The organism is Acinetobacter sp. C15 (assembly GCF_013420645.1).
Lineage (GTDB): Bacteria > Pseudomonadota > Gammaproteobacteria > Pseudomonadales > Moraxellaceae > Acinetobacter > Acinetobacter indicus.
This window is the reverse complement of record NZ_VOXR01000004.1, coordinates 38,307-52,309: the sequence shown is the minus strand read 5'-3', so window position 1 is coordinate 52,309 and position 14,003 is coordinate 38,307. Positions and strand designations below refer to the sequence as shown.

Sequence of the window (14,003 nt, the reverse complement as noted above, 5' to 3'; positions counted from 1 at the left end):
TACTGTTTCCTTATTTTAGGGAATCCGATAAAAACTGCAGCAGCATAGGTATTTTTAGCGCAAAGTTGTCCATCCCATGATTGCCGCGGGTTTCGGTCATGATCAGAGAGCTATGCTGGGCCTGGCTATAATAACGCTGTGCGTCACGATAATCCAAAACTTCATCGCCTTGCTGCAATAACACTAAAATTTTGTCTGCCTTTTCAACAAAAGGCACTGCCATCTGTTCCAGTTGCTGTAAATGTAGCCGCTCCAGCGTCCAGTGTTCATGCACTTTCAGCGGAATCTGCGCATCGCCAAACAGTTCCTGAAACAACTGCCATGGTCGCATAGCCGGATTAATCAGCACAGCCGGAACCGCATAGCGTGCGACCAGTTGTGTCGCATAGAAGCCGCCCAGACTGCTGCCGACCAGCGCCACCTGATCCAGCTGCTCAATCAGTGCAGATAAGTGCTGCATCACCTCGCATGGCGGCGCATTCAGATCGGGCAGATGCACCTGAATGTCACTCCGCTGTGCCAGCGCTTGCCGCAACAGCTGGCCTTTGGCAGAAAAGGGATTGCTCCTGAAACCATGCAAATAAATTAAATTCATTGTGCTAATCGGATGTTATCCATGTTCATTGTTGTATTTACTTTTTTGAGACTTTGATCACATTCATGTTTTAATTTGTATGTCACAAATAATTGTTAGACAAAAAAATTAAAACTGGGGCGTCATCCTCGCTATTGTAAAAGTTGTTCGGGATGAATGATATAAAATTAAGCTTAGAAATTTATACCGTGAAGCCAACGAAAAAGAAAGTAGCCGCGACACTATTGTTAGGGGGCAGTAGCACATGCCAAGTTTAACGCCATTGCATGAAACTTATTGTAAATGGGACACCACACCGCCCAGCCAGGCCGATTTACTGGAAGGTCTGGCGCAGCTTTTAAGTATGCCGGTGCATCAGGTGGTCAAAGAGCTGGTGCAGACCATTCAGCGTGAGGTCTTGCTGAGCCTGTTTGGCATGAGTGAACAGCACTCCCGAAAATTCCAGAATATGTCGCCCATTCGCAAGCTGTACAGCCTGTCCTTTGATACCTTGCAAAACTATAGCAACTACCTGCTGGCGCCCAGCCTGCGTCAGGTGATTGACCGTTTTCCACGTTTACATGACAAGCCGCTGACACCGTATATGCATGTGCTGGTTGGTATTTTAAATGGTGTACTGGGTGATTATTTGCTGAATCAGCAAAATCCGCTGGCATTGCCAATGACTATTTATGACCACTACGGCAGTGTGCAAAAAGGCGAGCTGACCGGACAGGTGATTCTGTTTGTGCATGGCCTGTGTATGAACCATCTGGACTGGTCACATCAGCAATATGGTGGTATTGGCGAAAAACTGCTGGCACAGCGCCAGCGCAACACCATGCTGTATTTAAATTACAACACCGGACGGCGTATTTCCGCCAATGGTCATAGTCTGGCCAATACCCTGGAAGATCTGATTCAGCGTAATCCGAATATCACCAGCATCAGCCTGATTGGACATAGCATGGGCGGACTGGTGTCACGCAGTGCCCTGTTTTATGGCAAACAGGATTTGCATGAGTGGATTCACATGGTCGATAACCTGGTCTGTCTGGGTTCGCCGCATCATGGTGCAGCGCTGGAGCGTTTCGGCTTTCACTTACAGGATAAACTGGGGCGTTTCCCGTTTATGAAAATTGTCGGGCATGTGGTGAATATCCGCAGTAACGGTATTCTGGATTTACGTTATGGCAGCGTGCGCGATGATGACTGGGAACACAATGAAGCGCGAATTGGTGAAATTGATGATAACCGTAAACCAGCGCCCTTCCCGTCCCATATTAATGCCTTTTTGGTGGCCGGCACCATTGAATATGAAAACAAGCGCAACCGCACCCGCAAAGTAATTGGCGATTATCTGGTCAGTGTCAAAAGTGCACTGGGTGAACATCCGAACCCGCGTTTTCAGCTAAAACTGCCGGAATCGCATAAGGCGGTGTTTTATGGTCTGAATCATATGGAAATTCAGTACCATTCCAGCGTGGCCGAGCAGATTGTGAAATGGTTTTATCCTGAAAATGATGACCGGGTCAATGAACAGGTGCGTGAATATATTGTCAATTTAGAGAGTATTGAAGGCATTGCCCTGACTTAAAATATTATGCGCTAAAATTAAAACAGGAGGGCCATGGCCCTCCTGTTTGTTATTGATATGGATGACAATATTATTTCTTTTTCACCGGCTTGGTTTTAGCCGCAGTATAGGGATAGGTACGGATTAACTGCCAGATACTAATAATCGTTAGCACAATAAAGAACACTAACGACCAGACCGGCAAGGATTGGCCCAGAAAAGTCCAGTCAATCACTGCACATTCACCAGACCCAGACAGCACCTGTTGCAGTACGGCTTTCATTGGCAAGGCATCAACCAGATAATCCAGTCCCGGGCCACAGCTTGGCACCTGATCTGGCGGCAGGTTTTGCAGCCAGACATGCCGTGCGGCAACACCGGCCGACCATAAAATGCTTAAGCTGCCCAAAAAGGCATACAGCCGTTTAAACGCCCCCGAAAGCGGGTTGTGGAGCAGCGCGATCAGGGAAATGATCCCCAGACCAATCAGGCCGACACGCTGGAAAACACATAATGGACACGGCGCCAGACCTTGCACATGCTCAAGATACAGGGCGAAGGCCATCCCCACCACACTGGCACAAAACAAAACACCACTCACGAAGCGATAACTCCATTGCATGGTCAATCCTCTTTCTATTTTTATCGGTACTGAGTCAGGAACTGCTCAAAACTCAAGGTCTGTTCCTGCTCAAGTTGCTGTTGTTGTTGCAATGATTGCTGGGCCATTTCTTCAAAATAGGCCAGCGTTTCCGGGCTTAATACATGCGCCTGATAGACGTCGGCATGTTGCTGCGCCATATGGCTGCCAAAGTTCCAGGTGCCGCCCTGATGTAAGGTATCTTCAATCACCTGCGCCGATAGAGTCGCATCAACTTCATCAATCCGGCAGAGCATGGTCGCCAGACCCTGACTGTACAACGTGGTGGTATAGGCCTGATCCAGCAGTTCAGCCAAAGGCTGCATGGCCTGAACATGACTACGGCTCCAGTCTTCAATCAGATAGGACTGGCCATCTGCCAAAATGGTGGCATTTGGCGCACGGCCACGATTCACGACTTCGGCCTGATTGCGCTCAATAATGTCCTGTTCATCATCCAATAACGCCGGACTGTCTTTCAGCAGACAGTACAGTGCCAGCACTTCCAGGAAGCCGGAGGTGTGTTCATCAATCCCGATCGGGCTATACGGATTGACATCGACCGCGCGTAATTCGACATAGCCAACACCCCGATTGGCCAGCGCCTGCGATGGCGTTTCACCCGCCTGCGGCACCTGTTTTGGACGCACCAGACTGTAGTATTCGTTTTCAATTTGCAGCACGTGATCATTGATCTGAATCGGCTCACCCTGTGCATCATTCAGGCCCAAACGGCTAAATGGCTGATACGGGGTTTTGACGGCTTTTTGCAGACCCTCTAAATAACCACTCAGGTTGTTATAGTGAATCCCGAGCTGTTTTTGCGCCGAATTCTGATAACCAAAACGGCCCATGCGCAAGGCGGTGGCATACGGCAGGAACAGCGTGCCGCGTACCAGTGGCAGCAAATGATGTTCACGGCCGGTCATAAAACACTGACACACCGATGGACTGGCACCGACCACCAGCATCACCAGTGGGGTCAGGCGAATAAAATTACGGATTAAACCGAAATAGCGATGGCTGCGATAATCCTGCAGGCTCAGATTTTTAAGTGCCTCATCACTTTCCTGCTGTTGCAGCGCTTCAAATAAGGCATCCGGGAAAGACAGATTATAATGCACCCCGGAAATGGTCTGCATCCGGCGTCCATAGCGTACCCCTAAACCATGACGGTATAAGGTCTTGAAACGGCCAATATTGGAACTGCCATATTGCGCCAGCGGAATGCGTTCTTCGACATCATCCAGCATACACGGCATTGATAGCGGCCAGAGTTTTTCTCCATGTTCCAGCTGACGGTGCACCACGGCATGAATATCACTTAAATAATTCAGTGCACCCGGAATACTGTCCTGCGGCGGAGTAATAAACTCCATTAATGCTTCGGAATAATCGGTGGTGATATGCGGATGAGTCAGTGCCGAACCCAAGCCCTGCGGATGGGCTGCCTGAGAGAGAAATCCATTGCTTTGCATACGCAGGCTTTCACGCTCAATACCACGCAACATGCCGCGCAGTAGCGAAGAATCCACCCAAGTCGTTAAAGTATCTTGAGAGGTCGATTCGGGTTGACTCATTACAATCTCGCTTATCGCAAAAAACTACTAAAGAAAATCATCGGTTTATATCAGTATAACGCGATTTAGTGCCGGCACATTACATCCTGTATAGTTTTCAAACAAACCCACAACTTTATTTTTGTCAATTTTTTATCACAAAGTTGCTCTATAAGACATGTGAAATTTGTGATTTTATTATCCTATACCGCAGCGACTTCATAAAACATATGAATTATCAAGATATTTTGGATTTCTGGTTTGATGCAGCCCACCGCCCGCAGTGGTTTGCCAAAAGTGATGACTTTGACCTGCTGATTGCGGAGCGCTTTCAGGCCACACATACGGCGGCCAGTCAAGCCGAGCTGTGGTCGTGGCGCAGCAGTGCCGAAGGACGGCTGGCCGAAATTATTGTACTGGATCAGTTTTCACGTAATTTATACCGCGATTCTCCGCGTGCATTTGCTCAGGATGCACTGGCATTGGCTTTGGCTCAGGAAGCCATCAGCCTGAAACTGGACCAACAGCTGAGTCCGGAGCAGCGCAGTTTTTTATACATGCCGTTTATGCACAGTGAATCGCAGATAATCCATGAATTTGCCCTGAAACTGTTTCAACGGCTGGGCAACCCTGAAAATCTGGATTTTGAAAAGAAACATAAAGTTATTATTGAGCGCTTTGGCCGTTATCCGCATCGCAATCAAATATTGGGACGCCAATCAAGCGCAGAAGAACTGGAGTTCCTGACCCAACCGAACAGCAGTTTTTAATTAAAACACGGTTCATTCTCCCCTTGCAGTATCTTCATAGGAGAACAGCATGAAACATCTAATTCTTGGTTTAGGCCTCGGACTCAGTCTGCTGCTGGGCGGCTGTGCCACCACACCATCCAAGCCACTGACCTTTGACCAGCTGGGTCAATATTCGGTGACACCATTGAACAGCCAGACCTATCGCATCAGTTTTCAGGCCCGTCCCAACATGAACTTTGGCACGGCCGAAGAAATTACCCTGGTCAAAGCGGCACAAACCACGCTGCAACAGGGCTATACCTTCTTTAAAGTGCTGGATGATCCGAGTAACCGCAGCCAGCAGCCACCGCGTCAGGCTGTGGTCTATCCGGCACCGAGCTTTTATCCGTATGGCTATTATCGTCGTCATCCGGCTTTCTGGCCTGACCCATTTTATGACTACCCGCAGGTCATTAATGTTGACCCGATTCAGGTTTCCTATACGATTCAATGTTATAAAGATCAAAAAAGCGCCCCAAGTGATGCCTTTGATGCTCGCCTGATCTTGCAGTCACTGGGTGGAAAATACGGGCTCAGTCCAGGCGGTCAGGTGTTACAGCCACCGGTAGCCACTTCAAACTAGGGAAACATGCATGCAGACAGCGCCAGCACTGACTTCTCCAAACCTGCAACGCAGCAAGCGTTTTGCCACCATGGCCCTGATCACGGCCGTGCTGGCCTGGATCTGTTTAATGGTGCTGGCCAAACTGCTTCCCGACTATATCTGGCTGATTCATATTCTGATGCTGTCAGCCGAAGCCGGTGTGGTCGGCGGACTGGCCGACTGGTATGCAATTACCGTGCTGTTTCGCAATCCCTTTGGCCGGCTGCCGATTCCCAAGTTTTTGCGGGACCATACCGAAATTATTCCGCGCAACAAAGACCGTATTGCCGAGTCGATGGGGCGTTTTGTTCAGGAAAATTTCCTGTCACCGCAAATTGTACAGCGCAGCCTGCACAATACCGATGTGTCGCTGGCCGTAGGTAAATGGCTGGCCAATCCGCAGAATAACCAGCAGGTCAGCCAGCTGATTCAGCAGACCGTACCGAAGATTTTTGAATTTGTCGGGCAGGAACAGATTGGCCGCTTTATCCAGAACAACAGCGTGCAATGGGTCAAAAATACTGACATTAATTATCTGGCTAGTGAAATGCTGCGCGCGGTGCTGGAAAATGATTTCCATCAGGATGTGCTGCAACGCGGGCTGGATCTGGCGCATGACTGGATGCTGCAACATCCGGAAGAAACCCGCGAGCTGACCCGCACCCTGTTTAAAGAACTGGGCGTGTGGCGTCTGGCCAGAGGTGCCAGCTGGATTGGTATTGATGTACAGCAGCGCACCATCGACTCTTTACTGGAACGGGTCGATTCGATGCTGGCCGATCCCGATCATCCGTGGCGACAAAAAGTGGAAGATATGGCGCATCAGCTGATGCAACAGCTGGCCGATCAGGACAGTGCCGCCAGTCAGCGTTTAAACCAGACCAAAAATGCTCTGCTGGACAGTCCGCAAGTGCTGAATTTTATTAGTGGTGCGGTGGTGATTCTGTGTGATGCAATCCGGGCAGATCTGGAAAAACCCGATTCCGGTATTGCGGAAAACCTGCGCGTGGCCATTCAGCAGGTCGGTGAGAACATTATCAGTAACGGCGCCGTACGCCAGTTGCTAAATGACAAAATGAGCGGCATCGCCGTCAATCTCTCTGACCAGTACAGTGAAAAAGTGATCCGTTTTATTAGTGAGCGGATTCATGAATGGGATTCACGCGAGATGATTGGCAAAATTGAAAACGAAGTCGGCGGCGACCTGCATATGATCCGGGTCAATGGCGTGGTGGTGGGGGCCTTTATTGGTCTGGCACTGGGGATTATCCGGGCGCTGGTCGAATTGATTTAATTCAGTTTTTTCGCCCACTGCTTCAATTGCTGGCGGATGGCGGCTTATCATGCGATGTGCATACACAATAACGGTAGTCAATGGTCATGCTTGAACTTCAATCTAAACTTCCTGCGCTTGGCGTGACCATTTTTAGTGTCATGACCACCCTGGCTCAGCGCCTGAATGCCCTGAATGTGTCACAGGGTTTCCCCGATTTTCCGGCCCCACCGGCCCTGTTGGAGGCCCTGTGTCAGGCGACACGAGAGGGCCAGAACCAGTATCCACCCGGCGATGGGCTGTTATTGCTCAGAGAACAGCTGGCCACGCAAAAGCAGCAACAGACCGGCCGTTCGTTTGATCCTCACACCGAAATCAGTATTACCGCCGGCGCGACCATTGCCATTTTCTGTGCCATTCAGGCAGTAGTGCAGGCCGGGGATGAAGTGATTATTTTTGATCCCAGCTATGACAGTTATGCACCCACCGTGCAACTGGCTGGCGGGAAAGCTATCCATCTGGCCTTGCAGCCGCCCCATTTTCAGGTCGACTGGAATCAGGTCAAAGATGCCATTCATGATCGTACCCGCATGATCATCGTCAATACCCCGCATAACCCGAGCGGTACGCTGTGGTCAGCCGAGGACTGGCAGACCCTGATTGAGCTGATTCAGGATCGCAATATTGTCGTACTGTCCGATGAGGTCTATGAACATCTGGTCTATGACGGCCAGCAGCATTATTCAGCGCTTGATTTTCCGGCCCTGCACGAGCGCAGTTTTGTGATTGGTTCTTTTGGTAAAACTTTTCATGTCACCGGCTGGAAAACCGGTTATTGCATGGCTTCACCGGCTTTGATGCAGCTGTTCCGGCAGGTTTATCAGTTTGCCAATTTCTGTGGTGTGACCCCGGTGCAAGTCGCGCTGGCACAATTTATGCAACAGCATCCGGAACATATTGCTGAACTGGCCGCGTTCTATCAGGCCAAACGCGACCGCTTTCAGGCCGGTATCCAGCACTCCCGTTTTCAGTGGATTCCCGCGCAAGGCACCTATTTCCAGAATCTGGACTATCGCGCCATCCGCCCGGATTTAAACGATCTGCAGATGTGCCAGTATCTGGCCGAGCAGCACAAGATTGTGGCGATTCCGATTTCTGCTTTTTATCAGACCCCGCCGGATGATTTACGCCTGATTCGGGTCTGTTTTGCCAAAAAAGATGAAACGCTGGATCGGGCCGCAGAAATTTTCTCGGCCTGTTAACACGAGTACGTAAGATCAGCTAAGTTACGCAATTGCTAAGGCTTTTTGCTACAGGCTCATGCTAGGGTAAAGCCATTCATGCACACGATCATAAACCGGTTACAGGATTGCTCATGCCGCAGCATCAACCTTTGGTGAATCAACACAAGCTCTGGAAAACCTTCCTGATTTTCCTGCTGCCGCTGATTGCCACCAATATTCTGCAAAACCTGTCTGGCACCATCAACACTGTCTTTGTTGGCCAGATGATGGGTGTCGATGCCATTGCAGCGGTGGCGGTATTCTTCCCGATTCTGTTCTGTTTAATGGCTTTTGTGATCGGGCTGTCAGCCGGTTCAACTGTGCTGGTCGGGCAGGCCTGGGGCGCGCAGAATATTGAAAAAGTGCGCTGTGTGGTCGGTTCGACCCTGTTTATGACCCTGATTGGCGGTACCATCATTGCAATTTTAGGCGTGATTTTCGCCAAATCCATTCTGCTGGCACTCGGCACCGATCCGCAGGTGATGCATCTGTCGTTGCCCTATGTACAATGGATGCTGGCCGGTAGCCCGCTGCTGTTTGTCTATATTATTTATACCTCTATTTTACGCGGCGTGGGCGATAGTATTACCCCCCTAATTGCCTTAGGCATGACCAGCCTGATCGGGCTGTTTATTACCCCGGTGCTGATTGCCGGCTATTTTGGTTTTCCACGTCTGGGGATTATTGCTCCGGCCATTGCAACCATTATTGGTTATCTGGCGGTGCTGATTTTTCTAGCGGTGTATCTGAACAAGAAAAACCATCCGCTGCGACCGGATTGGCAATTGCTGAAAAATATTCGCCATCAACCGATCTTGAGCAAGATTATTTTACGTCTGGGCATTCCGACCGGCATTCAGATGGTGACCACGTCGGTAGCGGGTCTGGTGATTGTTGGGCTGGTCAACCGTTATGGCGCTGAAGCCACAGCGGCCTATGGTGCGGTGAATCAGGTGCTGAACTATATTCAGTTCCCGGCGCTGTCGATTGCCATTGCTGCGTCTATTTTTGGTGCACAGGCGATTGGGGCCGGCAAATCCGATTTACTGGCCAAAGTCACACGTACTGCTTTGGGTATGAACCTGATGATTACCGGGATGCTGGTGGTACTGGCCTATTTATTCTCGAAATATTTAATGGCGCTGTTTATTACCGACCCGCAGGTGGTCGAGCTGGGCCAGCAGCTGCTGTTTATTGTGCTGTGGTCAATTCTGTTCTTTGGTGCCAGTGCCATTTTCGCTTCGATTATGCGCGCCAGCGGGACTGTCACGGTGCCAATGATTATTAATGTGCTGGCAATTTTACTGATTGAAGTACCGTGTGCCTATCTGTTCAGTCAGTGGTGGGGATTACAAGGCATCTGGTATGCCTATGCGCTGGCCTTTGTCAGTCTGTGTATTTTACAAGGCCTGTATTATCAGTTTGTCTGGAAGAAAAAGACCATTGAGGTGTTGATTTGACGGCAGGAGATAGCGCCTGATTAATTTCCTGAATCACCGCTTGCGCTAATTGCGAAGATAATTGAATACCCTGAATCTCAGCGCCAATACGGCCATTAATCGGTTTGACCTGAATATGTTGATAGTCATAGCTCATGTTAAATTTCCTTCATTTCTCTTTTGATGTTTTTAAAGGTTTCCACTCGGGATGAGCTGATGATGTCAAAACGGCTTAATGAACTACTCGGAGCTAAAGCAACCGAGTTTCCGTAGTGCAACCTAAGTTGCACACATCTCTTTTGACGCTTCTACGGTACTGCGAAAAGAAGTTTTGACACCTCTAGTCGTCTTACGAACACCTCCACGCCCACTAGATGATAAATAATTACCATCCAACTGTGTTCCACAGTCTAAAACTAATTTAATTGCTCTGTTCTTAATAACAATTGATGCATTGTGATCTGCATTATCAGCATGTCCACAACTCACGCACTTAAACCTGTCTTGGCTTTTGCGATTGTCGGGGTGAGTGTGACCGCATGAAGCGCACTCCTGACTTGTATAAGAAGCATGAACCGTAAATACAGCCTTACCTAATTTGACTGACTTATACTTTAAGAATTCTGAAATTCTGTGCCATCCAACATTAAGAATAGCTTTGTTTAACCCTGCTTTGGCTTTAGCCTTATTTGGAATAAAACGCCCGAATTCATCTTTCTTGGGATTAGGCTTTTTGGTCATCTGTTTGGTATTTAGTTTCTCAAAAATAAACACCTGACCGAATCCATTAGCCAAACTTCGACTTGTTTTATGAGCGAAATCCTTACGAATATTGGCTTTTTTTGCATGATGCACAGCAAGTCGATGTTTGATCTTGGCTCTACGATTTGAGCCTTTTACTTGTCGAGCAAGTCTTTTTTGCAATCGTTTAATATAACGATCTGCTTTACTTAAATGATTCTTTTGTTCTTTACTGAAATCGAATTGCTCATGTCCTGCATGAACAGGGATGGTGACACCACGATCTATACCAACAACCACCTTTTGTAGTTGTTCCTCATTCATGTCACGTAAGCGTTTGAGGTGCTTTTCTGAGTATTTATCAGCGTTGAATTTTTTACCGTCAAATTCCGCAATCTCCACATCATCTTTATAACAGAAGCCTATAAAATATTGACCATGTTCTTTGCTAATGTGGATGGATTTTGGCTCTTTAAACTCAGCATGAGCTTTAAAATTTAAAGCTCCGATATTGAATTTCTTACCGCCAATAAATAATTTACGCTTATTGTTTTCTACTCGAAACTCAAATAAATCAGACGTTAAATGGACAGAACCTTTATCAGATTTCTTTTTGCGTCTTGGTCGTCCACATACACCCTTAATGGATTTTTTAAGCGTATTAAACCAATTTACGGTTGAGTTCTTTTGAATGGTACTAGGACAGTTTGCAAGCCAAGAGCTTAATTCATTCGACTTAAAGTGAGAATATTTCTGATCTTGGGTTTCATAATAGTGATTGTATGGTGTGAATTTGCGAGCAAAACCACGATAGTATTTATCTTCATCGCATTTGGCATTCCAAATAAAACGAGCACAACCCATCCACTGACTTAAAATCAGTTTTTGATGTTCAGTTGGATACGCCCTTAATCTGATGCCTGTTAGCAATTAAAAAACCTCTAGTGAATACGCTTATTTTAGCTTAAAATAAGATCAATGTAAATCTAGTGTGTGGTTAATATGTACGAGTGGAGAACAGGTAGATCATGTGTTTTTAACAATATTGTTCATCTAGTATTTGTTACGAAATACCGAAGAGATGTATTAACAATGGAAATGCTTACTGCTTTAAATGAGATTATGAAAGAAACTTGCTTGCAAATGAATTGTGAACTTATTGAGTTTAATGGCGAGGATGATCATATTCACATGCTTGTAAATGTTCACCCTAAACATTCAGTGTCTAATTTGGTGGGTAAACTAAAGGGCAAAAGCTCTTATGTTTTAAGACGATCTTATTGGGATGAGATTAAGGAAAAATTATGGGGCAACCACTTTTGGTCGCCTAGTTATTGCATTGTATCTTGTGGTGGTGCAAGTTTAGAAGTTGTTAAGAAGTATATCGAAAACCAAAGAACACCAACTTCTGAAAAAAATGCAAAAAAATCCATGTCACTAAAAAAGAGCTAACCTGCCCTTAAAAGAGCGAGAATGCGCTCTTTATGCTTATTCAAATCTGTCAAAAACTTGACAGTTTTATTCTGAATTTCAGATAAATAAAAAATGAAATGTGCTGAACAGTCACAAAAAAGCCCGCTTAGCGCAGGCTTCTTTCAAATACAGTTTATTTACGGCCTTTGCCCAGCTGGGTTGCCACCGCCATCACCCGCTGATAGCCACTTGGGACAATCCGCTGAATTAAATCAATAGCTTTGGCATCATTGCCAATCAATAAACGGCGTTTATCTTTTAAAATCGCATCCAGAATATCGCGTGCCGCATGCTCTGCCGGATAACGCAATAATTTATTGAAGGAGCGTATCGACTTTTCTGAGTTCATACCCAGACTGCTCAGACTGTCATTCATTTTCGCGGCGTTGGCAATATTGGTCCGAATCCCACCCGGATGCACACACAGCGCACTCACGCCACAGTTCTGGATATCCAGTTCCTGACGTAACGATTCGGTATAGCCGCGTACCGCAAACTTGGTCGCGTTATAGGCCGATTGGGTCGGCTGCGCAGTAATCCCGAACAGGCTGGAAATATTGACAATATGGCCATCGCCAGTCTGTTTGATATACGGTAAAAATTCTTTGGTGCCATGCACCACGCCCCAGAAATTAATCCCGACAATCCACTCCAGGTCTTCATAAGAGGCACCTTCAACAGTCGATCCTAAGGCCACCCCGGCATTGTTAAAAATCATATTGACCGAGCCATGATCCTGTACGGTCTGTTCAGCCCAGTGCTTCATAGCCGCCCGATCTGCCACATCCACCTGCGCCGTGGTCACTCGCACGTTATAATCACTCAGCAAGGCTTTGGTTTTAGCCAAACCTTCTTCATTAACATCACTTAAAGACAGATGACAGCCCTGCTGGGCCAATAATACGGCCAGCTGCTGGCCAATGCCTGAACCTGCTCCGGTAATCGCCGCGACTTTATTTTTAAAATTTTTCATTCCGCTTCCTTTTTATGGATGGTCTTGCTGCGTCCCTCAGGCACGGCAGCGCACTTCAATTTCACCACTCAAATATAATTTTGACAATAATCATTGTCAACGCAAAAGCCTGCAGATTTCTGTCTGCTGCGTTCAAATCTGAGTGCCAAACTTCGCACTTAGCGCAAAATCTTGTTAATCTATAGGAATATAGGATGTGAACTGGCCTTTTTACTATGACCGAAGCACAACACCCCGCTCCCCAAAATGCGCAGAATACCCAAAATAAAGAGCGCCAATTTAAAGGATTATCGCTGAGCGAGCGCAAACAGCTACGCCGGGAAAAACTGATTGAAGCCGGCCTGCACGCCTATGGCACGCATGGTTTTTTTGCGGTCACGGTGAAAGATATTTGTACCGAGGCCAAACTCACCGAGCGCTATTTCTACGAATCCTTCAAAAAAAGTGAAGACCTGTTCCAGACCATTTTTTTACAGCTGATTGATGCACTGCAACACAATGTGATGCAGGCCATCATGCAGGCCTCGACCAATCCGCAAAAAATGATTGAAGCCGGTTTAACTGCCCTGCTGACTACGCTCAAAGACAACCCGCAGATGGCTCGGATTATTTATATTGATGCCATGCTGGTGCAGGAACTGCATAACCAGGCCACCATTCAGGAAAGCATGGCGCGCTTTGACCGCATGATTCAAGCCTTTGTCATGCTAATGATGCCAAACCTGCAGCATTCAGAACGCGAACTGTCATTAATTGCCAGCGGCCTGAACGGTTATGTCACCCAAATTGCCATCCGCTGGGTCATGAGCGGCTTTAAGCAGTCAATGGATGAAGTGCTTAGCGCCTGTAGCGTGGTGTTCATTTCCCTGCTCGAACATTTTTCCGAAGCAGAGCCAGAAAATACCAAAAAAGCCTGAATCCCTGTCATCAAACTGCAAGAAAAATTAAATATTTGAATCTTTTATTTAAATTTTTTTAAATGAATTCTGGATTCAGCGCATTCTGTACAAAAAATTGTCACAAAACATTGCGAAAATAGCGCTGTCTGCCCTTTCTGCAATGATACTGTCATAATTA

At 47.2% G+C, this 14,003-nt stretch carries 13 protein-coding genes; 8 read left to right on the top strand and 5 right to left on the bottom strand.

The features are described 5' to 3' along the window. Window positions 1-10 precede the first annotated feature (10 nt). Entirely contained in the window at window positions 11-595 is a 585-nt protein-coding gene (locus FTT63_RS02665; RefSeq protein ID WP_104490445.1) for a YqiA/YcfP family alpha/beta fold hydrolase, read from the bottom strand. A 244-nt stretch (window positions 596-839) separates the two neighbouring features. Between FTT63_RS02665 and FTT63_RS02660 the strand changes: the two genes are divergently transcribed. After that, window positions 840-2,171 (top strand): hypothetical protein, encoded by a 1,332-nt coding sequence (locus tag FTT63_RS02660; protein WP_075168204.1) that lies wholly within the window; start codon window positions 840-842, stop codon window positions 2,169-2,171. Between the two features lie 70 nt (window positions 2,172-2,241). Here the strand turns inward: FTT63_RS02660 and FTT63_RS02655 are convergent, their stop codons facing one another. After that, window positions 2,242-2,772 carry a disulfide bond formation protein B gene (locus tag FTT63_RS02655; RefSeq protein ID WP_016658712.1) on the bottom strand — a complete coding sequence of 177 codons (531 nt, stop codon included), beginning with the start codon at window positions 2,770-2,772 and terminating at the stop codon, window positions 2,242-2,244. Between the two features lie 20 nt (window positions 2,773-2,792). Then, the gene (gene gshA / locus FTT63_RS02650) at window positions 2,793-4,370 is read right to left on the bottom strand and encodes a glutamate--cysteine ligase (protein WP_180191976.1); all 1,578 of its coding nucleotides are present in this window, start codon (window positions 4,368-4,370) and stop codon (window positions 2,793-2,795) included. Window positions 4,371-4,579: 209 nt separating this feature from the next. Here gshA and FTT63_RS02645 point away from each other — a divergent pair, with 209 nt between their 5' ends. The 5 genes from FTT63_RS02645 to FTT63_RS02625 all read left to right on the top strand — a co-directional run bounded on the left by FTT63_RS02645 (window position 4,580) and on the right by FTT63_RS02625 (window position 9,760). Next, window positions 4,580-5,119, top strand: a complete 540-nt coding sequence (locus FTT63_RS02645) for a DUF924 family protein (protein ID WP_104471954.1) — start codon at window positions 4,580-4,582, stop codon at window positions 5,117-5,119. A gap of 49 nt (window positions 5,120-5,168) precedes the next feature. Further along, window positions 5,169-5,723 (top strand): hypothetical protein, encoded by a 555-nt coding sequence (locus FTT63_RS02640; RefSeq protein ID WP_104471955.1) that lies wholly within the window; start codon window positions 5,169-5,171, stop codon window positions 5,721-5,723. A gap of 10 nt (window positions 5,724-5,733) precedes the next feature. Further along, the gene (locus tag FTT63_RS02635) at window positions 5,734-7,038 is read left to right on the top strand and encodes a DUF445 domain-containing protein (protein ID WP_180088001.1); all 1,305 of its coding nucleotides are present in this window, start codon (window positions 5,734-5,736) and stop codon (window positions 7,036-7,038) included. Window positions 7,039-7,124: 86 nt separating this feature from the next. Beyond that, a complete protein-coding gene (locus tag FTT63_RS02630; RefSeq protein ID WP_168407544.1) occupies window positions 7,125-8,279 on the top strand; it encodes a methionine aminotransferase in 1,155 nt (384 codons plus the stop codon). Between the two features lie 113 nt (window positions 8,280-8,392). Then, entirely contained in the window at window positions 8,393-9,760 is a 1,368-nt protein-coding gene (locus FTT63_RS02625; protein ID WP_005180888.1) for an MATE family efflux transporter, read from the top strand. 258 nt (window positions 9,761-10,018) lie between these two features. Here FTT63_RS02625 and FTT63_RS02620 read toward each other — a convergent pair whose 3' ends face one another. Then, window positions 10,019-11,410 carry an RNA-guided endonuclease TnpB family protein gene (locus FTT63_RS02620; protein WP_180191975.1) on the bottom strand — a complete coding sequence of 464 codons (1,392 nt, stop codon included), beginning with the start codon at window positions 11,408-11,410 and terminating at the stop codon, window positions 10,019-10,021. A 72-nt stretch (window positions 11,411-11,482) separates the two neighbouring features. Between FTT63_RS02620 and tnpA the strand changes: the two genes are divergently transcribed. Beyond that, window positions 11,483-11,932, top strand: coding sequence for an IS200/IS605 family transposase (tnpA, locus tag FTT63_RS02615; protein WP_171499833.1), 450 nt, complete (start codon window positions 11,483-11,485; stop codon window positions 11,930-11,932). 154 nt (window positions 11,933-12,086) lie between these two features. On the opposite strand, the gene FTT63_RS02610 is transcribed toward tnpA, so the two are convergent. Continuing rightward, window positions 12,087-12,926 (bottom strand): SDR family oxidoreductase, encoded by an 840-nt coding sequence (locus tag FTT63_RS02610; RefSeq protein WP_180191974.1) that lies wholly within the window; start codon window positions 12,924-12,926, stop codon window positions 12,087-12,089. Between the two features lie 215 nt (window positions 12,927-13,141). Between FTT63_RS02610 and FTT63_RS02605 the strand changes: the two genes are divergently transcribed. Beyond that, on the top strand, window positions 13,142-13,843 hold the full coding sequence (locus FTT63_RS02605) for a TetR/AcrR family transcriptional regulator (RefSeq protein WP_180191973.1): 702 nt from the start codon (window positions 13,142-13,144) through the stop codon (window positions 13,841-13,843). Window positions 13,844-14,003: the final 160 nt, after the last annotated feature.